This window comes from Xanthobacter sp. AM11 (genome assembly GCF_047444035.1).
GTDB lineage: Bacteria > Pseudomonadota > Alphaproteobacteria > Rhizobiales > Xanthobacteraceae > Xanthobacter.
Window position 1 is genome coordinate 371,186 of sequence record NZ_JBLAOA010000001.1, and the last position, 22,045, is coordinate 393,230.

At 71.0% G+C, this 22,045-nt stretch carries 17 protein-coding genes and 1 tRNA gene; 3 read left to right on the forward strand and 15 right to left on the reverse strand.

Going from position 1 to position 22,045, the window contains the following annotated elements; translation table 11 throughout:
* Positions 1 to 82: 82 nt before the first annotated feature.
* From ACI7BZ_RS01705 to ACI7BZ_RS01745, 9 genes are all read right to left on the reverse strand, one after another.
* Positions 83 to 1,189, reverse strand: a complete 1,107-nt coding sequence (locus ACI7BZ_RS01705) for a tyrosine-type recombinase/integrase (protein WP_414115479.1) — start codon at positions 1,187 to 1,189, stop codon at positions 83 to 85.
* A 4-nt stretch (positions 1,190 to 1,193) separates the two neighbouring features.
* Positions 1,194 to 1,613 (reverse strand): helix-turn-helix domain-containing protein, encoded by a 420-nt coding sequence (locus ACI7BZ_RS01710; protein WP_414115480.1) that lies wholly within the window; start codon positions 1,611 to 1,613, stop codon positions 1,194 to 1,196.
* A 77-nt stretch (positions 1,614 to 1,690) separates the two neighbouring features.
* A complete protein-coding gene (locus ACI7BZ_RS01715; protein WP_414115481.1) occupies positions 1,691 to 1,903 on the reverse strand; it encodes a helix-turn-helix transcriptional regulator in 213 nt (70 codons plus the stop codon).
* Between the two features lie 130 nt (positions 1,904 to 2,033).
* Entirely contained in the window at positions 2,034 to 2,726 is a 693-nt protein-coding gene (locus ACI7BZ_RS01720) for a single stranded DNA-binding domain-containing protein (RefSeq protein WP_414115482.1), read from the reverse strand.
* 114 nt (positions 2,727 to 2,840) lie between these two features.
* A complete protein-coding gene (locus ACI7BZ_RS01725) occupies positions 2,841 to 4,034 on the reverse strand; it encodes a tyrosine-type recombinase/integrase (protein WP_414115483.1) in 1,194 nt (397 codons plus the stop codon).
* Between the two features lie 165 nt (positions 4,035 to 4,199).
* A tRNA-Leu gene (locus ACI7BZ_RS01730) sits at positions 4,200 to 4,284 on the reverse strand.
* Positions 4,285 to 4,386: 102 nt separating this feature from the next.
* A complete protein-coding gene (locus ACI7BZ_RS01735) occupies positions 4,387 to 5,157 on the reverse strand; it encodes an enoyl-CoA hydratase (protein WP_414115484.1) in 771 nt (256 codons plus the stop codon).
* Positions 5,158 to 5,319: 162 nt separating this feature from the next.
* Positions 5,320 to 6,201, reverse strand: a complete 882-nt coding sequence (mutM, locus tag ACI7BZ_RS01740; protein ID WP_414115485.1) for a bifunctional DNA-formamidopyrimidine glycosylase/DNA-(apurinic or apyrimidinic site) lyase — start codon at positions 6,199 to 6,201, stop codon at positions 5,320 to 5,322.
* Between the two features lie 118 nt (positions 6,202 to 6,319).
* Positions 6,320 to 7,483, reverse strand: coding sequence for a DNA recombination protein RmuC (locus ACI7BZ_RS01745; RefSeq protein WP_414115486.1), 1,164 nt, complete (start codon positions 7,481 to 7,483; stop codon positions 6,320 to 6,322).
* Between the two features lie 81 nt (positions 7,484 to 7,564).
* Between ACI7BZ_RS01745 and def the strand changes: the two genes are divergently transcribed.
* Genes def through truA form a run of 3 tightly spaced genes read left to right on the forward strand, consistent with a single transcriptional unit; the run spans position 7,565 to position 9,820 of the window.
* Entirely contained in the window at positions 7,565 to 8,083 is a 519-nt protein-coding gene (def, locus tag ACI7BZ_RS01750) for a peptide deformylase (RefSeq protein WP_414115487.1), read from the forward strand.
* Positions 8,084 to 8,106: 23 nt separating this feature from the next.
* Positions 8,107 to 9,030 carry a methionyl-tRNA formyltransferase gene (gene fmt, locus ACI7BZ_RS01755; protein ID WP_414115488.1) on the forward strand — a complete coding sequence of 308 codons (924 nt, stop codon included), beginning with the start codon at positions 8,107 to 8,109 and terminating at the stop codon, positions 9,028 to 9,030.
* A 31-nt stretch (positions 9,031 to 9,061) separates the two neighbouring features.
* Entirely contained in the window at positions 9,062 to 9,820 is a 759-nt protein-coding gene (gene truA / locus ACI7BZ_RS01760; RefSeq protein WP_414115489.1) for a tRNA pseudouridine(38-40) synthase TruA, read from the forward strand.
* Between the two features lie 98 nt (positions 9,821 to 9,918).
* Here the strand turns inward: truA and trxA are convergent, their stop codons facing one another.
* The 6 genes from trxA to ACI7BZ_RS01790 form a co-directional block, all read right to left on the reverse strand.
* Positions 9,919 to 10,239, reverse strand: coding sequence for a thioredoxin (gene trxA / locus ACI7BZ_RS01765; protein ID WP_414115490.1), 321 nt, complete (start codon positions 10,237 to 10,239; stop codon positions 9,919 to 9,921).
* A gap of 149 nt (positions 10,240 to 10,388) precedes the next feature.
* Positions 10,389 to 13,892, reverse strand: a complete 3,504-nt coding sequence (addA, locus tag ACI7BZ_RS01770) for a double-strand break repair helicase AddA (protein WP_414115491.1) — start codon at positions 13,890 to 13,892, stop codon at positions 10,389 to 10,391.
* Positions 13,889 to 16,951, reverse strand: coding sequence for a double-strand break repair protein AddB (gene addB / locus ACI7BZ_RS01775; protein WP_414115492.1), 3,063 nt, complete (start codon positions 16,949 to 16,951; stop codon positions 13,889 to 13,891). The genes addA and addB overlap by 4 nt, the downstream gene beginning before the upstream one ends.
* 43 nt (positions 16,952 to 16,994) lie before the next feature.
* Positions 16,995 to 17,723 carry a nucleotidyltransferase family protein gene (locus ACI7BZ_RS01780; RefSeq protein ID WP_414119064.1) on the reverse strand — a complete coding sequence of 243 codons (729 nt, stop codon included), beginning with the start codon at positions 17,721 to 17,723 and terminating at the stop codon, positions 16,995 to 16,997.
* A 44-nt stretch (positions 17,724 to 17,767) separates the two neighbouring features.
* Entirely contained in the window at positions 17,768 to 19,336 is a 1,569-nt protein-coding gene (gene tsaE, locus ACI7BZ_RS01785; protein ID WP_414115493.1) for a tRNA (adenosine(37)-N6)-threonylcarbamoyltransferase complex ATPase subunit type 1 TsaE, read from the reverse strand.
* Positions 19,333 to 21,864 carry a sensor histidine kinase gene (locus ACI7BZ_RS01790; RefSeq protein ID WP_414115494.1) on the reverse strand — a complete coding sequence of 844 codons (2,532 nt, stop codon included), beginning with the start codon at positions 21,862 to 21,864 and terminating at the stop codon, positions 19,333 to 19,335. Before ACI7BZ_RS01790 ends, tsaE begins: the two co-directional genes overlap by 4 nt.
* Positions 21,865 to 22,045: the final 181 nt, after the last annotated feature.

Below are 22,045 nucleotides of genomic sequence, written 5' to 3' on the forward strand. Positions count from 1 at the left end.
CCGTCGCGCAGGCAGTCAGCGAGAGCTTCGCGATCATTAGGATCGGTAGCGCTCGCTTCTAGCATGGCGTGCAGAAATCGCATCACGCGGGAGAGCAGCCTCGGTGCCGCGCCAGGATTGCGCCGATCTGCGCCAGCGCATCGCCTCCGCCATTTTCCTCTTCCCGCCCCATCCGCCCGATCACCTCCCCCTGCCGGTGCGGGTCGATTCGCCCGTAGGAGGTGAGCGTGGTGGCGATGTTCTCGTGGCCGAGGTTCTGGCTCCAGGCCTTCAGTTCCTCCGGTGAACGGCAGAGGGTCTGCGCCAGATGGACGAGGGTGTGGCGGAACGTGTGGGGCGGGAAATAGGGCAGGCCCGCGCGCTCGAACGCCTTGCGGAAAATCTCCCGCACCGGCGAGGCATTGCTCCAATGCTCCCGCTCGATGCCCACCGGCGCGAAGCCGCCGGCCTCGCCCAGCCCCATGCGGGTGCGCGGGAAAAGAGGATCGGTCGGGCCGAACAGGTGGACTTGCCGCAACTCCTCGATCCAGTCGGTGGCGATGGCGGCGAGGTCGTCGCCCACCGGGAAGAAATAGGTGACGATGGCCTTGGCGAACTTGGTCTCGACGCTGTTCGGGTCCTGCCGCACCACCGGCGGCATGCGTGACGTATCCACATTACCGAGGGAGAGCGACACCAACGCCCGGTCGCGGATGCCGGTGAGGAGGGTGAAGGCGACAAGGGCGCGGTTGCGGCGGTCAATGGCGGTCTCGGTGGGCATGGCCGCGATGGCGGCGCGCACCTGTTCGACGCTCGGATGGTCCCGCAGCTTGGGCGCCTTCGCCCGCGCCGCATCCTTATTCGAGGGGCCGAGATATTCGATATCCGCCATGTGGATCTTGGATTTGAAACCCGGCTGCCAAGCCAGCCAGGTGAAGAACTCCTTGAGGGCGGCGAGCGTGGTCGCCTGCGTGGACGCGCTCAGGGGCTCGCCGGTGCGCACGCCCTCGGTCTCGGCAAGCCGCGCCTTGAAGCCGATGGCCTGTTCGCGGCGGAAGGTCTTGAAGTCCTTCGCAGCCGTACAGGCCTCATAGCGCGCCAGGGCCTTGCGCACGGCATCGAGCGTCGCCTCGCTCTTGCCCTTGGCCTCCTTCAGATAGCGGATATAATCCCGCTTCAGGCGTTCGTTGGACGGGTTCAATCTGGCCATCGGCTCACACCTCCTCGAAGGCACGATTTGCACTGGGGTCGGAACGCTCATTCATTCGTTCCGATGCCACCGTGCGCAGGTCGACCAAAGCGGCGAGGGCGGGAAGGTCCGCGCGGCGGATGGTCCGGTGCATGGGCGTCTCGCAGCACGCGCAAAGGGCCGACAGCCGCGCCACCGTGGCGGAGCGGAACGACACATCCGCCATGGCTCCCCAGGTGGCGCGCGGCGCCCGGCAGCGGAAGCAATAGAACTCGCCGGGGCGGCAAGTCTGCCGGCGCTGCGCCCGGCGCTTGGTGAGGTACGCCTTCAGGGCGGAGCCGTGGATCAGGACGGGGCGCCGATGGTCGATCGCCTCCAGCCCCTCTTTCAGCCACCGCCGCACGGTGTTGCGATGGATGCCGAAGAGCTTGGCGATCTCGGCCACCTCATAAGAGACGCCTTGCTTGACCTTTTGCGGCGAGGGCCGACGCCTGCGGTCTTTTCCGGGGCGGTGCATGGCCGTCAGCCCCGGCGGGCAAGGGCGATGCGTTCCGCGATCCAGCCATCAATTTCCGCCTCGATCCAGGCGACGCAGCGCTCGGAAATGGCCACCGGCTGGGGAAACCGGCCCTCGCGCATATAGGCGTAGATCGTGCTGCGGCTCAGGCAGGTGCGGACCTTCACCGCCTCCAGGCGGATCAGGGCGGGGCGGGCTTCGGGGCGGTTCGACGTCATTGGTTCCATCCGTGTCTGCTTGGACATGGATGGAAGGATGGGCGCGCCGTGGACGGTAAAATAGCCGGGCGAATTTGAAAAAACGTTGACCGATCAGCCGATTAAACAAGTTCAGGATACCCCAAGTCACCTAGAAAGGTATCTCGTCGTCAAGGTCGGAACCGAACGAACCAGAGTAGGGGTTTTCCTGAACCAAGGGGCTGGTTTGACCAAACCCACCGGACGGTTCTGGCGCATCCTCAGGCGTAGCCGGAGCGCCGCCGTTGGGCCGCCAGTTTGCGACCTTGGCGATATCCTCGATACCGGTGGCATTCGGCTTACCCTTGTGAAGAAGCCCGTATTCGGCGGCGTGCTCTTCAAGCCACTCCTGCAAGGCCTGCTTCACTGACTTGCCCCGCAGGCGCTTGGGGTCGGCCGTAACGGCCCGCCAAGCGGCATTCGCGGCGGCGAGCTTCGGCGCATAGAACAGACCGCGGGGATCATCAACCTCATGAGCAGGTTTAGGTTTGATCCTGAAAAATAGATCGTAGATATCTTGCTCAAAGTACCACTGATGTATCCGCTTACTGTAGATCAGGCTTTCTGATAAATCTACGTCATTACCGTATGAATCGCAATACACCTCTCTTATGAGGGGAATTATTCGATCAAATATAGCGTGCTTTAGGGCATTTATCGTCGGAAGCGTTGCATGGCGTACCGGACTAGGCCACCGCTCAAATTCAATCCCATACACCGACGCAGGATCGTAGCCGTGGCTCAGAAGAGCGGCCTGATAAATGGTGAACTGCTTTACGAGGCGCCAACGCTCCAAATCGGACATAGCCGTACCGCCAGTTGATTCGCTGGCATAGTTTCCGTCTAACGCGCGGCAAGTCCAACGATGTCCGGCAGAGATCGTGCACAGCCCGAAACAATCAGCTCATGGCGGATCGGTTCAGTCCGCTGCCTCCCGCAGCGCATCGAGATAATCCGCCCACCACGCCATCATTCGCCCCCGCTCTTCCCAATGCTCGCCCCGCAGGTACGCCCGGCGGACTTCATTGTTCTCCGCATGGGAGAGCTGGCGCTCGATGGCGTCCGGGTTCCACAGGCCGCTTTCATTGAGGAGTGTCGTGGCGGTGGCGCGGAAGCCGTGGGCGGTGGCAACGTCCGGGCCGAAGCCCAGGCGCCGCAGCGCGCCATTCAGGGTATTTTCGCTAATCGGCTTCTTGGCGGCACCGATGCAGGGGAAGGCGAAATCCTCGCCGGCCGTGATGGCGTAGAGGTCCCGCAGGATGGCCACGGCCTGCGGCGGTAGGGGTATCCGATGGGCGCGGCGCATCTTCATGCGCTCGGCGGGGATGGACCAAACCGCGTTGTCGAGGTCGAACTCGGACCACCGCGCGGCCCGCAATTCTCCCGGACGTGGGAAGAGCAGCGGCATGAGTCGCAGCGCGGCGGTCGTCGCCGGCTGGCCACGATAGCCGTCGATCGCCCGCAACAGCTTGCCCAGCTCCGCCGGGGTCGTGACCGCCGCGCGGTGTCGGACCTTGGGTGTCGTCAGGGCACCTCGCAGGGCGAAGGTAGGGTCGTTCTCGATTCGCGCGGTGGCGATGGCATAACGAAACACCGAGCCGATCACGGAGCGCAGGCGCCGCGCCGTCTCGTGATGCCCCTTGGCCTCGATCTCCCGGAGCGCTTCCAGCACGGCGACGGAGGTGACGGCGGCAATGTCCAGGTCGCCAAAATGGGGGTATGCGAAATCCAGAAGCCAGCGCCGCTTTGCCAGCGTGATATCCGCAAGCCCTTCGCGTGTGAGCTTGGCCAGATGCTCGCAGGCTACCGCCCGGAACGTGTTGCCAGGCGCCGCCTTGGCTTCCTCCCGCGTCTGCTTCTTGAGGGCGGACGGGTCGGCCCCGGCGGCAATGAGCCTGCGGGCCTCTTCCCGGCGCTCGCGCGCCTTGGCCAGCGACACGTCGGGATAGGAGCCGATGGCGAGGAGCTTCTCGCGCCCCTCTATGCGGTATTTCAGCCGCCACAGCCGCGAGCCGGTAGGATTGACCAGAAGATACAGCCCGGCGCCGTCCGCCATCTTATAGGGCTTGTCAACCGCCTTGGCGGTCCGCAGGGCCGTGTCGGTCAGGGGCATTGGGGGGCGCCCTCAGTGGGGGTACGTTTCCGATACCCCCAAAAGTACCCCCAAATTTGCCGGCTGCCAACGGATACCCCCAGACGCCCCCGGAGCCTGTCGGACCGTAGAATTCAGCGTTTGCAATGGTTTTTGGAGCTTTTGGGACTTACCTGGAAGGGTAAATGGTGCCCAGGAGAGGACTCGAACCTCCACGGCTTTCACCACTGGTACCTGAAACCAGCGCGTCTACCAATTCCGCCACCTGGGCCCCTGACAGCTGGTGGCCGTCGGGAGCGGCACAAATAAGGGGGGTGTGCGGGGCTGTCAATCAGCTGCGAGCCCCGCACACCGAAGTTTTTTGCCGGCGCCCTCAGCGCTCGAAACGGGCCGGGCGCTTTTCCACGAAGGCGGCCATGCCTTCCTTCTGGTCCACATGGGCGAACTGGGCGTGGAACACCCGGCGCTCGAAGCGGATGCCTTCGGCCAGAGTGGTCTCGTAGGAGCGGTTCACCGCCTCCTTGGTCTGCATGGCCACCGCCAGCGACATGTCGGCGATGGTCTTCGCCACCTTGAGGGCCTCCGCCACCAGATCGGCGGCCGGCACCACGCGGGAGACGAGGCCGGCGCGCTCGGCCTCGGCGGCGTCCATCAGGCGGCCGGTGAGGCACATTTCCATGGCCTTGGACTTGCCGACGAAACGCGTGAGGCGCTGGGTGCCGCCGGCGCCGGGCATGACGCCGAGCTTGATCTCGGGCTGGCCGAACCGCGCCGTGTCGGCGGCAAGGATGAAGTCGCACATCATGGCCAGCTCGCAGCCGCCGCCCAGCGCAAACCCGGCCACTGCCGCGATCACCGGCTTGCGCGCGCGCGAGATGCGCTCCCACGACGTGATAAAATCATCCAGATAGGTGCCCGGATAGGTGAAGCCCTGCATTTCCTTGATGTCGGCACCGGCCGCAAACGCCTTCTCCGAGCCGGTCACCACCGTGCAGCCGATGGAGCGGTCGTGCTCGAATTCATCGAGCACGGCGTTGAGTTCGCCGATGAGCTGAGCGTTCAGCGCATTGAGCGCCTGCGGCCGGTTCAGCCGGATCAACCCCACCCGCTCGTGCCGCTCCACCAGGATCGTCTCGTAAGCCATCCCATTCCTCCTCGTCGTCCGGCGTGACGCCGGAGCCGTCCTTCGCGGCCCGCGGACGGGCGCGCCGACCCCTGCTCTAACCCGGTTCGCGCGCACAGGCGAGGTGGTGAAAGCCGCCCATGAGGTTCGCCACCCGCACCCGCCGATACCGCGGGGCCGGGCCTATCGCTGGCAGACGGGGCAGAAGAAGGTGGAGCGGCCGCCTTGCACCATGCGCTGGATCACGCCCTTGCAGCGCAGGGCGGTGCAGGCGAGGCCCTCGCGGTCGTAGACGCGGAAGGCATGCTGGAAATAGCCCAGCTCGCCATCCACCTGCCGATGGTCGCGCAGGGAGGACCCGCCCGCCTGGATCGCCTCGCGCAGCACCTCCCGGATGGCGGTCACCAGCACCTCGGCGCGCCGGGTGGGGCCGCCGGCGCGGGTGGCCAGCGTATGGGCGAGGCGGCGCGGCGAGAGGCGGGCGCGGAAAAGCGCCTCGCACACATAGATGTTGCCCAGCCCGGCCACCAGCTTCTGGTCCAGCAGGGCCGCCTTCAGCGAGGTCTGGCGCCGGGCGCAGGCGCGCGCCAGATATTCGGCGTTGAAGGCGTTGCCCAGCGGCTCGGGCCCCAGGCTCGCCAGCAGCGGATGGGAGAACAGCCGGTCGTAGGGCACGATGAGGATGGCGCCGAAGCGGCGCGGATCATTGAAGGTCACCGTGGCGCCGCCGGCAAGGTGAAGCACCACATGGTCGTGGGGCCCGCCATTGCTGCGGGCATGGTGAAACAGACCCGGCCGCCCCTTCACCTGCGCACCCTCGATGCGGATGGAGCCGGACATGCCGAGGTGCAGAATCATCACCTCGCCGCCGTCGAGATCGGCAAGCAGGTATTTGGCCCGGCGGCCCACCGCCTCGATGCGCCGGCCGGCCAGGCGCTCGGCGAAATTCTCGGGCAGTGGCCAGCGCAGGTCGGGCCTGCGGGCCTCGGCGCTTTCGATCACGGCCCCCTGCAGGACGGGCATGAGACCGCGGCGGACGGTCTCCACCTCGGGCAGTTCGGGCATTTTTTCGTTCAGTCTCCGGGGCGCCGCAACCGGGGCGCGAATCGTCGTAGCCCTATAGGATCGGCCAGCCGGATGCGCCGCGCAAGGCTCTTTGCTCCACCGCAAGGCCCCTTCCCCGTCATTCTCCGGCGGGCGCGCCGGCCGGGGGTGTTTCGAGGGGCGCGTCGAAATCCAGCTGTTCGAGGCGCAGGCCCCGCCGCGCGATCTTGTCGGCGGAGATGAGGACCCGGCCCACATCGTCCCCCACCTGGGAGAAATGCCGGGCGAGCTCCCCCACCCGCTCGCGCAGGCGGGCCACGTCGCCCACCAATGCCGTCACCTCGGCCCGCATCCGGTCCGCCTCCGCCCGCATGCGGGCGTCCTTGGCGATGGCCTGCACCACCTGCACCGCCAGCATGAGCAACGATGGCGAAACCAGAACCACGCGCAGCCGGTAGGCCTGCTGCACCACCGCGTCGAAATGCTCGGCAATGTCGGCATAGACCGATTCGGACGGCACGAAGATGAGGGCCACATCCTGCGTCTCGCCCGGCAGCAGGTAGCGCTCGGCCACATCGTTGACGTGCTTCAGGAGATCGCCGCGCAGGCGCTGGGCGGCGGCCTTGCGGGCTTCCGCGGTGGGCGCCTCGCGCATGGCGGTGACCGATTCCAGGGGAAACTTGGAATCCACCAGCAGCGGGCGCGGGTCCCCCGGCAGGAAGATGGCGCAATCCGGCCGCCGGCCGTTGGAAAGGGTGTGCTGGAAGGCGAAGCTGCCGCGCGGCAGCCCGTCCGCCACGATGGCCTCCATGCGGGCCTGGCCGAAGGCGCCGCGGGCCTGCTTGTTGGCCAGCGTCTCGCGCAGCGAGATCACCTGCGAGGAGAGATCCGACAGGCTGCGCTCCGCCGCCTCCACCATCACCAGCCGCTCGGCGATGCGGGTGAGGCTCTCGTGGGTGGCGCGGGCGGCGGTGGACATGGATTCGCCCAGGCGGTGGGAGGTGGCGTCCAGGCGCTCGGCCACTGCGCGGGCCAGTTCGCTCTGCCGCTGGGACAACACTTCCGCCAGCCCCTGCACGCGGCCGGCGGTCTCGAACTGGATGCGGGCGAGATCGGCAAGGCGCCGGTCCAGCGCCGCGGCGCGCAGCGCCTCCTCTTCCGCCGCCAGGGCGCCGGCGCGGGACCGGCGGAAGAGGCCCACCACCACCAGAAAGACCATGAAGGCAGCAAGGCCCGCGCCGACGGCAATGGCCTCGGCCAGGGTGACGGCATGGCCTGCCGCGGTGAAGAGCACCTCCTGCATGCCTCCTCTCTAACGCGATTCTCGATTCGAACAAACAGCGAACATGTTGACCGGCGCGCCGGCTTCGCTTATTTCGCTGAAATGGCGACCAGACCCATCCTCATCATCCCCGAACCCAAGCTGCGCACCATTTCCGCTCCGGTCGAGGCCATCGACGGCGAAATCCGCAAGCTGGTGGAAGACATGTTCGACACCATGTACGACGCCCCCGGCATCGGGCTGGCGGCGATCCAGATCGGTGTGGAAAAACGGGTGGTCACCATCGACGTGGCGCGGGAGGGCGAGGAGAAGAAGCCCATCGCCCTCATCAATCCCGAGATCATCGCGGTGTCGGAAGAACTGTCCGTTTACAGCGAAGGCTGCCTCTCCATTCCCGAATATTACGAGGAAGTGGAACGGCCGGCCCGGGTTGCGGTGCGGTTCCAGGACGTGGAGGGCAAGGTCCGGGAGGTGGAGGCCGAAGGGCTGTTCGCCACCTGCGTCCAGCACGAGATCGACCACCTCAACGGGGTTTTGTTCATCGACCACATCTCGAAGCTGAAGCGGGATCGCGTCATCAAGAAATTCACCAAGCAGGCCAGACACAAGGCCGAGGCCTGACAACCCGGCGGACCGGACCCCTTATGCGCATCGTCTTCATGGGGACGCCGGATTTCGCCGTGCCCACCCTTTCCGAGATCGTCGGCCGCGGCCATGAGGTGGTGGCCGTCTATACCCGTCCCCCCGCCCCGGCCGGCCGGCGCGGGCTCGATCTCACCCCCTCGCCCGTGCACCGCGTGGCGGAGCGATTCGCCCTCAAGGTGCTGACGCCGAAAAGCCTGCGCGGCGAGGCGGCGGCTGCCGCGTTCGCCGCCCATGAGGCCGACGTGGCGGTGGTGGTGGCCTATGGGCTCATCCTCCCCCAGGCCGTCCTGGACGCCCCCCGCCTCGGCTGCCTCAACCTCCACGGCTCCCTGCTGCCGCGCTGGCGCGGCGCCGCGCCCATCCAGCGCGCCATCATGGCCGGGGACCGGGAAACCGGCGTCGCGGTGATGAAGATGGAGGCGGGGCTCGATACCGGCCCGGTGGGCCTGGTGGAGCGCATCCCCATCGGCCCGGACATGACCGCCGGCGAATTGCACGACCGCATGATGGTGCTGGGTGCCGACCTGATGGCCCGGGCGCTGGCGGCGCTGGAGCGCGGCGGCCTCGCCTTCACGCCCCAGCCGGAGGCGGGCGTCGCTTATGCCGCCAAGATCGAGAAGGCGGAGACCCGCATCGACTGGTCGCGCCCCGCCGGCGAGGTGCACGACCGCATCCGCGGCCTCTCGCCGTTTCCCGGTGCCTGGTTCCCCCTCGGGCCGGAGGAGGCGCGCGTGAAGGTGCTGCGCTCCACCCTCGCGCCGGGAAGCGGCGCGCCGGGCACGGTGCTGGACGACAGCCTCACCATCGCCTGCGGCACCGGCGCCGTCCGCCTCCTGGAGCTGCAGAAGGCGGGCAAGCAGCCGGCCGCGGCGGATGCCTTCCTGCGGGGCAACGGGGTGCCGCCCGGAACCGTGCTGGCTTGACGCGCCCCGCGCCGCGCCGCCTTCATCCCCCATGCCCCGCTACAAGCTCACCATCGAATACGACGGCACCTCCTTCGCCGGCTGGCAGATGCAGGCCGACCTGCCCACGGTCCAGGGCGTGCTGATGGAGGCGTTCGCCCGCTTCTGCGGCGAGCGGGTGCAGGTTTCCGGCGCCGGCCGCACCGATGCGGGCGTCCATGCCACCGGGCAGGTGGCCCATGTGGACCTCTCCCGCCCCTGGCGCTGCGACACGGTTCGCGATGCCATGACGGCCCAGCTGCGGCCCCACCCCGTGGCAGTGCTTGCCGCCGAACTGGTGCCCGACAGCTTCGACGCGCGCTTCTCCGCCACCCGCCGGCACTATCTCTACCGCATCGTGAACCGCCGCCCCGACCTCGCCCTGGAGCGCGACCGGGCGTGGCGCATTCCCCAGAAGCTCGACGCAGGGGCCATGCACGCGGCGGCGCAGCGGCTTCTGGGGCGGCATGATTTCTCCACCTTCCGCGCCGCCGAATGCCAGGCGGCATCGCCGCTGAAGACGCTGGACCAGCTGGACGTGTGCCGGTGGGGCGACGAGATCCGCATCGTCACGTCCGCCCGCTCGTTCCTGCACCACCAGGTGCGATCCATGGTGGGCTCGCTGATGCGGGTGGGCGAGGGACGCTGGAGCGCGGACGATCTGGAGGCGGCGCTGAAGGCGGCCGACCGCACCCGCTGCGGCCCCATGGCCCCCGCCTGCGGGCTCTATCTGAGCGCCGTCAGCTATGGCGACAGCACCCCCGAAGCCTGAGCCCGCGGCGAGAGGCGCGACGGCGACCGGCGCCGGATACGACGATGCCCCGGCCTTGCGGTCCGGGGCATCCGCATTTCAGGGCAGGTGAAGCGGCGTCAGATGGCGCCGTTGATCCACTGCACCAGCTTCGCCTTGGGCGCGGCGCCCACCTGGCGGGAGGCGATCTTGCCGTCCTTGAACAGCAGCAGGGTGGGGATGGACATGATGCCGTACTTGGAGGCCGTCTGCGGATTCTCGTCCACGTTCAGCTTCACGATGCGCACCTTCTCGCCCATCTCGCCGGACACTTCCTCGAGGATGGGGGCCACCATGCGGCAGGGGCCGCACCACTCGGCCCAGAAGTCCACGATCACCGGAGCGCTGGAGTTGATGACGTCCTGTTCGAAATTCTGATCGGAAACCTTCTCGACCGCCATGGCAGACCTCGTAGGGGGATTTTGAGAAACCACTGAATCTTGATGCCGAACGTAGGGAGCCCCTCCCCTCCCCGTCAAGGCAGGTCACGGCGAGGTGAGGCTAGAGCGCGATCCGATCGGCTTGCGATCCAAGCTGATCGGCGTGTGCTCTAGCAAACCACGCCGAGCCGCTCCAGCGCGCGCGCCAGCCGCTCCGGCTCCAGCCGGAACACCTGAGGCCCGGCAGTGTAGACGATCCGCGCCTCGAACGGCCGCCCGCCGAACACCTGCGACAGAAGGGCGCCGTAGACGGCAAGTTGCGCCACATAGGTTTCGGCAATGTCGGCCGCCGTCCCGGGGGGCAAGCGGTCGGTCTTGAAATCGGCCACCACCAGGCCGCCGGGGGCCACCGCCAGCCGGTCGATGCGGCCGGAAACGTGGTATGGCAGTGCGTCCCGCCCCCGCAGATGGCCGATCACCGGCACCTCTGCCCGGCTTCCGGCGCCGAACAGGTCCGCCAGCGGCGCATGGCCAAGCACGCCCAGCGCCTCCTTTAATACCTCCTGATGCAGCGCTTCCGGCAGTCCGTCGGCGGCGTGGCGCAAGAGGCGCAGGCCGGCTGCCGCCCGCTCCGGCGCCGCCACGTCGGCAAGCCCGGCCAGCAGGCGGTGCACAAGGTCGCCGCGCAGGAGCGGCGGCAGGCTGCTCCTGTCGCCTGGCGCGGCTGCAGGCGCTTCGGCCGCCGCACCTCCCGATAGCTCTACCCCGGAGGGGCGCAGCCGCCGCGGCGCGGGCTCCACCGGCGGCGGGTGGGGGAAGTCCGGCGGCGGCGCGACGGGCGCAGCCGGTGAAGCGGCGGCGGAGGCTGCGGCGTGCCTGAGCCCCGGACCCTTGGTCCAGCGCAGCACCTCCCCGGCAAAGCCGAGGGCGGGGCACGCCTGCGCCTCGCCCTCCAGCGCGGCGAGAACCAGATCGTACCAGCAGCCCTCCGGCCGGGCATGAGGCTTGTCCTTCGCCGGCGCGCGGGTCTCGGCGCCGCAGACGATGAAGGCATCCTCGGCCCGCGTCAGCGCCACATAGAGCAGGCGGCGATACTCCTCCTCGTCGCGGGCCGCGGCCGTCGCGCGGGCGGCGGCGAGGGCGGGCGGGTCCTCGCTCTTGCGGGGCGCCAGCACCGGCACCGGCCCCTGCGCCCCGGGCACGCACAAGAGGCCGCCGGCAATGCGGGCGCGGGGAACGTCCACCGTATCGGCGAGGATGACGACGGGCGCCTCCAGCCCCTTGGCGCCGTGCACGGTCATCACCCGCACTTCGTTGCGCCCGCTTTCCATGTCGCGCTTGGTCTCGGCGCCGCCGCGGCGGAGGAAGGCGAGGAAGCCGGGCAGGCTCGCCGGCTCGCCGGCCTCATAGGTGCGGGCGAGCGCGAGGAATTCGTCCAGCACGTCCGCCGCCTCCGGCCCCAGCCGGGCCAGCATGGCGCGGCGGCCGCCGTCGCGTCCGAGCACGCGAGCGTAGAAATCGAACGGCCGCAGCGCCGGCGCCTCCCGCCGCCAGGCGGCGAGACGGGCGACGACGGCGCGATGGGCCGGCAGCTCCGATGCCGCCAGCGCGTCGGCGAGCCGGCCCGGCCGGCCCGGGCACAACACCATCAAATCGTCGTCGGAGAGGCCGAACAGCGGGCTTTTCAGCACTGCGGCAAGGGCCAAATCGTCGTCGGGAGAGGTGAGCGCGTCGCCCAGGGCCATCAGGTCGAGGGCGGCGATGTGCTCCGGCACCACCAGCCGGTCGGCGCCGGCCACATCCACCCGCGCATCCTTCAGCTCCTTCAGGGCGCGGATGATGGCCTCGAACGCCTTGCCGCGCCGGCGCACCAGCACCAGCACGTCGCCCGCCGTCATGGGTCGCCCGCCGCGGGAGGGCATGGACAGGCCGGCGGCAATGCCGGCCTGGATGAAGCCGGCGACGCGCTGGGCGAGGCGGTTCACCGGGTCGTCCCCCGTCACCTCGTCCAGCGGACGGCGCCAGTTGTCCGGCGGCGCCTTGGGCTCGGGCGTGGTGGTGGGCCAGATCTCCACCAGGGCGGGCGCATCGGCGCGGATGGCGGTGTGGGGCGGCGGCGGGCCGTCGAGGGTGAGGCCGGCATGGGCCTGAGGCCGGGCGAAGATGCGGTCCACCGCCTCCAGCACTCCGGGCGCGGAGCGGAAGGAATGGGGCAGCTCCACCCGCCGGAAGGCCGGCTTGCCCGCCGCCGCCTCGAAGGTGGAGCGCATGCCGCCGAAGGCCCGCGGGTCCGCGCCCTGGAAGGAATAGATGGACTGCTTCTCGTCACCCACCACGAAGATGGTGCGCGTCACCTCCGGCCGGGCCCCTGCGCCGGAGAAGAAGTCCGAGGCGAGGCCGCGCACCACGTCCCATTGCTGGGGGCTGGTGTCCTGCGCCTCGTCCACGAGAATGTGGTCGATGCCCTGGTCCAGCTTGTACTGCACGAAGGTGGGCTGCTCGGACAACAGGCCGGCGGCCCGGGCGATGAGGTCGTCGAAATCCAGGAGCCCGCGCGCCGCCTTTTCCGCCTCGTAGCGCCGGCCGGCTTCCGCCGCGAGGGTGAGGGCGGCCCCGGTGCGCTCCAGGGTGCGGGCGCCGCGCCACGCCGCATCCAGGGCGGCGAGGCGGTCGCGCTCGGCGCGGAAGCGGGCGGCGATGTCGGGAGCCCGGTCGCAGAAGCCCTTGGTGAGCAGGCTGCGGTCCGGGCGCGGCGTCCCCTCGCTGCCGAAGAACACGCTGCGATAGGCGGCAAGGGCGCTGGCGTCGTCCCCCGCCTGCGCCGCCGCGGCAAGGGCGCGGGCGCGCTCCTGGTCGGTGGCCTTGTCGGAGGTGGCGATCTCGGCGGCGAGGGCGGCCCATTCGGAGCGCACCACCTCGGGGCTCTCCAGCATCTGCGCCTCGATGGCGGCGGAGCCGACATCCGGCGCCAGGCCGAGGGCGCCGGCCACCGCGGCGTGCCGCTCGGCCGCGGTGGCCCCCAGCGGCAGGATGCGCGCGCGCAGGGCGATGGCCGCCTCCAAGAGGTCGGCAAGGCTCTGGTCGGACAGGTCCTGTGTGAGCTGGGCGAGGGCCGCGCCGAGCGGGGAGGCCGGGGCCGATGTGGCCGCGATCACGATGTCGGCGCGGATGCGGGCCATAAGATCCAGCCGGCCGGTTTCGTCCAGCTCGCCGAAGCCCGCCGCCACGTCCGCCTCGAACGGGAAACGGTGCAGCAGCCCGCCGCAGAAGGCGTGGATGGTCTGGATCTTGAGGCCGCCGGGCGTCTCCAGCGCCGCGGCGAACAGGCGGCGGGCGCGGGCGCGCAGGGCGGCGGAAACCGGCTCTCCCGTGGTCTCGGCGATGGCCGCGTCCAGCTCGGCGTCCGGCAGTCGCACCCAGCGGCTGAGGATGGCCAATACCCTGTTCGCCATGTTGGCGGCGGCCGCCTTGGTATAGGTGAGGCACAGGATGCGCCCCGGCGCCGTGCCGGCGAGCAGCAGGCGGATGACGCGGCGCGCCAGCACATGGGTCTTGCCCGAGCCCGCATTGGCGGAAACCCAGGCGGAAAAGGCGGGGTGGGAGGCATCCGACTGGCGGCGCGTGGCCTCGGCCTTGGGGTCGCGCGGAGCGTCGGGCGGCAGGGGGAAGCTCATTCGCTTTCCTCCCCCGCCAGCGCCCATTCGCGCACCCGGGCGAGGTGGTCGTAATCGCCGAAACGGCCCTGCCATTGCGGGGCGGCGAGGGAGCGGTAGCCCTGCCGCTCGTCCTCGAATGCCTCCAGCAGGCCGGTGAGGCCGTCGAGGGCGGCTTCGGCGAGGTCCTGCGTGGTGCTGCCCTTGACCCGCACCGGCTTCACCTCCCCCCCGGCAGCGGCGCCCTTCAGCTCCACATAGAGGAGGTCGGACACATCCGCCGCCGGCACGCCGGCAAAGGCGCCGCGACGGGCCATGGCGGCTTCGAGGGGAAGCTGGGGGGCGAGGGTGGCGGCCTGCTTCGCGCTCGGCGCGGTGCCGGTCTTGTAGTCGAGGATGGCGAGGCTGCCGTCGCGGGCCACCTCGATGCGGTCGGCCCGCCCGGTAAGGCGGAAGGGACCGCCGGACAAGGCGATGTCGTGGGCGCCGCCGGCCTCCGCCACCACGCGGGCGAGGCCGGGCCGCCGCTCCCGCTCGAACGCCACCAGGAACGCCGCCGCCCGCTCGAATCGCGCCCACCACAAAGCGTGCTCGGCGGGAAACGCCGCCAGCGGGGCGAACGCCCGCCGGCCTTCCGCCAGCAGCAGGGGCAAGGCGTCCGGCGGCAGCTCCTGCGGGAAGGCAGAAGTGAAGCGGCCGATGGCCTCGTGCAGTGCCGAGCCCCGCTCCGCCCCTCCCGGTGCGGCATCCAGCGGGTCGAGCACGGCAAGGCCCAGCACGTGGCGGGCATAGATGGAGTAAGGATCGCGCAGGAAGGTCTCGACCTCGGTGACGCTGAGCCGGCGCGGCCGCAGGGCCAGCGGCGGGGCCGGCGCCGGCCGGGCGGCACGGGGCACCGGGGGGCCGGCATCGGCACGGCGGGCGCCATCCAGGAAGCGCGCGCCGCGCGCCTGCGCCGCCGCCCAGGCGGCCTCCCCGGCCACCGTCTTCAGCCGCTGCACGAAGCGCGAGGGCACGCTCTGGGCCCCGCCCACCTTGGCGGCATAGGTGAGCACCACCTGCGGCGCGCCGAAGCTCTGGGCGAAATCGTGGGCGGACAGGCCGATGCGCCGCTCCGGCAGGTCAAGCCCCAGCTCCGCCCGCATGGGCCGGCTGAGCCAGGGGTCGGTTTCGCTCACCTGCGGCCAGCTGCGCTCCACCAGGGAGCCCAGCACCACCCGATCCACATGCACGAGCCGCGCCTCCAGCGGGCCGAGGATGCGGATGCGCGCATGCGGCTCCGCCACGGGCCGCACCATGGCATCGGAGAACAGCGCGCCCACCGCGTCCGCATAGGCCGAAAGGGTCAGCGCCGGGCCGTCCGCGGCGGCGGCGGCGAGGGTCTCGAAGGTGCGGGCCAGCGCCGCCTCGGCCGGCTCCTCGGCGGTGCTGCGCAACGGCCCCGCGGCGGCCTCGAAGGCGGCGTGATGGGCGCAAACGAGATCGGCCAGCGGCTGTGCGCCGCGGGCGCTGCCGAAGGCGAGAAGCGGACCGAGGGCCCGATCCAGCCGCGTGGCGAGGTCCCGCGCCTGATCGAGACGGGGCGCATCCACCCGCCGCCGGGGGTCGCTGCCGCGCAGCCCGTCGCGATCGAAGGCGGTGATGGCATCCTGCAGCCCGGCGATGCCGGCGCGCGGCCGCGGCCCGCGCAGGGCCACCAGCTCCAGCGCCGCCACCGCCTCCGCCTTCGCGCCCGGCGGGAGGCCGAAATGGGCCAAGGGATGGCTCAGGAGCGCGAACAGAGGCACCGGCGCGCAGGCTTCCGCCGCAGCCGCCACCAGCAGGCGGGCGAGCCGCCCGGCGGCGCTCTCGGCCAGGGGCGTGCCGGCGGAATCGTCCAGCGCCACGCCGAACCGGGCCATTTCGGCCGCCACCCGCCGGGCCAGGTCCCGGTCCGGGGTGACGAGGGCCGCGGTTTCCCCCGGCCGCTCCAGGCTGTCGCGCAGCACCAGCGCGATGGCGAGGGCCTCCGCGCGCGGATCGTCCGCCTCCACCACGCTCACCGCCTCCATGGCGCGGGCGAGGGCATCGGCCGGCAGGCGCGCACCAAGGCTTGCCCACAGGTCCGAAGTTTCGGCCTGCCGCAGCGCCTCGCTCATCAGCACCTCGCGGCCGAAGGCGGCGGGCCGGGCCAGCGGCACCACGTCGGCGCGCGTCATCTCCAGGGTGGCGAGCAGCCGCGCGAGGCCGAACTGGGGGTGGTCCGGCGCCCCGTCCCGGGCATCGGCGAGACGGGCGAAGGAGGCCTCGTCCAAGGCATCGTCGAGGCCCGGCAGGACCACGGCGCCACGCGGCAGGCGGGAAATGGCCTTCAGCAGGCGGGCGGTGGCGGGCATGGAGCCGGTGGAGCCGGCGGCGATCACCGGCCCGGCGCCGGGGCCGAGGGCGGAAAGCCGGCGCGCCTCCGCGTCCACCAGCGCATCGCGCCGCGCGGCGGGCTCCACGAGGCCGGCCTGCGCCAGATAGGCGCTGAAGGCGCGGCGGGCGATGCGCACGAAATCGAGGCCGATGCGGAAATAGCGGTCCAGTTCGTCCGGCACGAGGCCATCCAGGCGGTCCACGCTCAGGCCGGCGGTGGTCAGGTCGTCGAACAGGCTGCCCAGGGCGTCCGCCAGGGCGAAGGTGGCGGCGGTGCCGGCCGCCACGGCCTCGCGCTCCACCGCCTTGGCCAGCGTGTCGCGCCAATGGGCGACCAGCCGCGCCAGCACGAGCCGGCGATGCACCGGGGCGATGGCGTGGGGCGCGGCGAGCACCGGGGCATCCTCGGAGAAGGCCAGCGCATCCTCGTCCACGTCGCCGAGGGGAACGATGCGCGGCAGCAGCAGCGCCGTGCCGCCGGCGGCTTCGAGCAGGGCTTCGGCGAACAGGCGGCCGGCGCGGCGGGTGGGCAGGAACACGGTGGCCCCGGCAAGGGCCATGGGGTCGCTGCGCGGGGCGAAGCCCTCCACCAGCACGCCGTCGAGGAGCGCCCGCGCCAGGGTCGGCAGGAACGGCGCCGAGGACGGAATTGTGAACACGCGCGGCACGCTTCCACCCTCCATTCCCGCTTCCCCGCCCCCGGCCCGGCGCGGCGATGCCGGGTGGTCAATCACTCGACAGAACGATCGCCTCTTCCGCGAGCGCTATGGCATCGGGCGTTCCCACATGCATCCAGATGCCATCCAGGCGCAGGCCATACAGGCGCCCCGCCGCCCCGGCCCGGTCGAACACCCGGTTGAGGGAGAAGGCCCCCTCGGGCAGGCCTTCGAACAGCGACGGCTTGAGGATGCACGCCCCCGCATAGATGAAGGGCGCCACCTGCCGCTCGCCGCGGCGGGTGAGGCGGCCGAGGGGGTCCATCTGGAAATCGCCGCGCCCGTCATAGCCGATGGAGTGGGCGGCGGACGCCAGCAGCAGCAGCGCATCCATGGACGCGGAATCGAAGCGCTCGCTCAGCCGGGCAAGGTTGGGCCGCATCCCCTCGATCCAGATGGTATCCGAATTGATGGCCAGGAACGGGCCTGTCCCCAGCAGCGGCAGCGCCTTGCGCACCCCGCCCCCGGTTTCCAGCAGGGCCGCGCGCTCGTCGGAAAAGGCGATGCGGGGCGGCGCCCGCCGGGCGCGGACATGGGCCTCCAGAAGGTCCGCGTGGTGGTGCAGGTTGACCACCGCCAGGCCGATCCCCGCATCCGCGACGCGATCGAGCACATGGTCGATCAGCGCTCGCCCGGACACCTCCACCAGCGGCTTGGGCCGGGTGTCGGTGAGCGGCCGCATCCGCGTGCCCAGCCCGGCGGAAAGCACCATGGCAGTGTCGATCTGCACGGCGTCCATCTGCGCGGTGTCCATCTGCACCGTTCCGGGCTGCGGCTGCTGCGTCACGCGCTGAGATCCTTTGATGGCAGGACGGATTCGTACCAGGTCCTGAGCGAGCCGAGATCCTGATGGCCGAGGCAGCGGGCCAGGTGGCGCCGGATCCGCGGCAGGTGGCGCAGGTAGCCCGGCTTGCCGTCCCGGTCGTTGAGGCGGGTGAAGATGCCGAGGATCTTGGTGGCTCTCTGCACGCCGAGCAAGGCATACGAACGGGCAAAGCCGCGCGCGTCGAAGCTGGGGTCCGCCTCCCGCCGCAGCTTCACGTAATGGCCCACCAGATGCAGTTCGAGGTCTTCCGGCACGTCCACCCGCGCGTCCTGGGCCAGGGAGACCACATCATAGGCGCAGGAGCCCAGCACCGCGTCCTGGAAATCGATGAGGCCCACCTTCCTCAGTCCGTCCCGCGCCGGCAGCCAGATGAGGTTGGGGGAATGGAAATCGCGCAACACCCAGGTGGGGGGCTCCGCCACCACCGGGTTCAGGGCGCTGCGCCAGAGCAGGTGGAACTCCTCCCGGATCACGCCGTCGAGCCGGATGCCGCGGGCCGGCAGGTACCAGTCCAGCATCAGGTCGATCTCGGCCAGCATGGCCGCCACGTCGTAGAAGGGCAGCACCCGCTCCACCCGCGGCGCCACGTGGAGGGTCTGCGGCAGGGCGCGGGAATGGAGGGCGGCAAGCACCTCCACCGCCACCTGGTAGCGCTCGGGTACCGGCGCGGGCGGGTCGCCGGCCACCACGCCCTCGCTGCCGAGGTCCTCGATCACCAGGAGGCCGGCCTCCAGGTCGGCGGCATGGATCACCGGAGCCGACAGCCCCTGGGCGAGGAGGGCGCGGTCCATGGCCACGAACGGCTTCACATCCTCGGCCAGATGCACAAGCTGGCTGTAGGGCAGGCCCCGCCGCAGGGGCGGGCCGTCGGGCTGGCGCGGCGCATTCATCAGAATGGCGGAGCGCTGCGGCAGGACGAGGCGGGTGTAGGAGCGGCTGGAGGCATCCCCCTGCAGGAACACCCGCGCGGCCTGCGCAAACCCGCTGCCCTCGATAAGACCCTCGGCGATCTCGAACCGCTCCAGCCGCGCCCCGACGCTGCCATATCCCGTGAGCACGGCGATGCGCGCCTCCGGCCCCAGCCCGGGCTCGTCGTCGCGGCCGGGCATGTGGAGCGCGATGTCGAGGTGATCCGCGGGCAGGCGGTGGCCGGCGCGGTCGGCCCATTCCACCAGCACCAGCGAATCGTCGCCCAGCTCGTCCCAGCCGATCTCGTCGAGCTCTTCTTCTTCCACGATGCGGTAGAGGTCCGCATGTACCACCCGGCCACGGGGGAAATCATAGGCGATGATGATGGGAAAGGTGGGGCTCGGCACATCCACGCCGGGGTCGTCCGCAAAGGCGCGGATGAGGGCGCGGGCAAACTCGGTCTTGCCGGCGCCGAGGTCGCCGGTGAGGGTGATGGTGTCCTTCGGCCCGAACCAGGTGGCCAGCAGCCGCGCCAGGCGCGCCGTGGCGGCAAGGTCGGCGAGCACGATCCGGCACGCGGGGGGCTGACCGGGCAGGCCTTCGATGACGAGACTCATTCGGCCGCCTCGCTCCGGCGCTCGCCGGACAGGGGAAAGATGCAGGTGGCAAGGGTGCCCCGCGCGTCCGGCCCGCGGCCGGCGGGAGCCACCGTCACCGAGCCGCCATGCAGCGCCATGAAGGAATGGACGATGGCGAGCCCCAGCCCCACCCCGCGATGGCGCGGGCCGGCGCTGCGGCTCTCGAACCGCTCGAACAGGGAGCCCGCCACCTCGGCCGGCACGCCCGGGCCCTCGTCGCGCACGGTGAACACCAGCGCTCCGTCCCGGCGCACGGCGCCGAGGCTCACGGTGCCGCCGGACGGCGACACGGCGATGGCGTTGGACAGGAGATTGAACAGGATCTGCCGCACGCGCCGCCCGTCGGCCACGAAGCGTCCCGCCTGCGGATCGACGGAGACCGACAGGCTGAGCCCCGCTTCCTCCAGCGGGTCGCGCACCGCCTCGGCCACCCCTTGCACGGTTTCGCGGACATCCAGCTCGGCAAGGTCGAGCTCCATGGCGCCGGCATCGATGGTGGCGAGGTCGAGGATGTCATCGATCAGCGCGCGCAGCAGGTCCGACGACTGGCGCATGTGTTCGAGATAGTCGCGCTGGCGGGCATTGAGCGGCCCGGCGAGGCCCTCCCGCAGCATGTCCGCATAGCCCATCAGCGTGTTGAGGGGCGTGCGCAGGTGATAGGAGACGTGGCCGACGAAGGCGTTCTTCAGCTTGTCGGCGGCTTCCAGCGCCTCGGCGCGCTCGGTGAGGGCGCGCTCCACCTTCACGCTGTCGGTCACGTCGCGGAAGGTCACCATGGTGCCGCCGTCCGGCAGGGGCTGGGTGGCGCCGTCGAGCACGCGGCCGTCGGCGCGCTCCAGGCGCAGGGTCTGCGTCTCGCGCGGGCCGATGGAGGTGACGGCGTGGCGGATGCGGGCGAAGGCGGAAGTCTCGCCATGCAGCGGCCGGCACATGGCGGCCACCGCATCCACATGGGGCTTCTCTCCCAGCGCCCGGCTGTCCAGCGACCACAGGGTGAGGAAGGCATGGTTGTAGAGGCTGAGGCGCCCGTCGCTGCCGAACACCGCCACCGCTTCCGCAAGTCCGTCCAGCGTCTCGCCCTGGATGCGGATGAGGGTGTTGTAGCGGCTTTCCAGCGCCACATGCTCGCTGAGGTCGTCGAACAGATAGGTGACGCCGCCCTCCGCATTGGGTGTGGCGACCACGCGCAGCATCTGCCCGCCGGGCAGGTGCCACCAGTCGTTCACCGGCTCGATGGCGCGGTAGGCTTCGCGCAGTTGGGCGCGCCAGGCGCGGAAATCCGCCTGCTCCGGCACCATGCGCCGGGTGCGCAGGCGCTCCAGGATCTCCCCTTCCGCCGGCCTCTGGTCCAGAAGGGCGGCGGGCAGGTCGAACAGCCGCTCATAGGCCGCATTATGGAAGACCAGCCGCTCGTCGGCGCCGAAGATGGCGACGGCGGTGGTGAGCTGGTCGAGGGTGCGGCGGTGGGCGCAGACGATGCGCAGGGTTTCAGCGCGGGCGGCCTCCTCCTGGGTCACGTCAATGGCCATGCCGGCGACGCCGAACGGCCCGGCCACCTCCACCACGTCCATCTGCCGGCGCTGGCCCATGGTGACGGCGCGCACGCGCTGGCGGAACGCGCCCTGCGCTCCCTCCGCGCTCTGCGCCGCCGCCCGGGTCTTGCCGTCGAGGAGGTCGAGGCCGAGGGTGCGCGCCTCGTCCGCGGAGGCGGCGCCCACGGCTGCGGCGAATGCGGGGTTCACATAGGCCAGCCGGCCCTCGCCATCCCGCAGCCAGACCGGGGCCGGGGCGGCATCGAGCACGGCGCAGGCCCCGGCGACGAAGCCGGCCGGCGCCTCCATGGCGGGCACATCGGCCGGCGCATCGCCCGGCGGCCGCAGCAGCAGGACGCCGGCGCCGCCGGCGCTGCGGCCGGAAAGCTCCAGCCTTCCGCCGTCGGCGGCGGCGAGGGTGCGGGCGAGCTGGCCATCCCCCGCCTGGAGGCGGGCGAGCGCCGCCGCCACATCGGCCGAAGCTGAGCCCAACTCCCGGTCGAGATCCTCCGGCGCGCGGCCGAACACCTCCACCGGCGCGCCGCGGCCCGCCCAGACGAGCGCCGCGGGGGCATCGGCGCCCAGCAGGGACTTGTAGGCATGGGCGTCCGCGCGGGCGCGGGCCGCCACCGACACGGCGGAGGCCTCGGCGGCCGCGGACGCAGCTACCGTGGCCCGCAGTTCGGCGCAGGTGCGCCGGGACCTGACGGCGGCGATGCCGGCCACCACCGCCGCGGCGACGGCGAGCACCGGCCAGAGGGCGACGGCGGCGGCCGAAAGGGTGGTCCAGCTTGCCGCCTGCACCGGCCCGGCGCCCAAGGCGGCGGTGGCGAGGACCGCGGCAGCAGGAAGGCGCAGAACGCGCGCCGCGCGGGTAGCCGCAGGGCGCGGCCCGGTCGATCCCGCGGACGCGCCGGAGCATGGGCCCCCGCGCTCCGGGGCCCGAACGCCGATCATCCGGATGCGCTCCGCCATTCGCCCCGGTTTCCTTCCCCTGCCCGGCGGGCGCCGCAGACTGGGCCGGCGCCTCGCGAATCACTCCCCCTCACTCTACCGGAGGGGCGAGGGGCGTTGAAGGGGAAGGCGGAAGGCGTCACCAGCCGCGGTGCGGCGCGGGGCGCGGGCTCCGCTGCGGCCCGGCCCTCCTGCGGTTGGG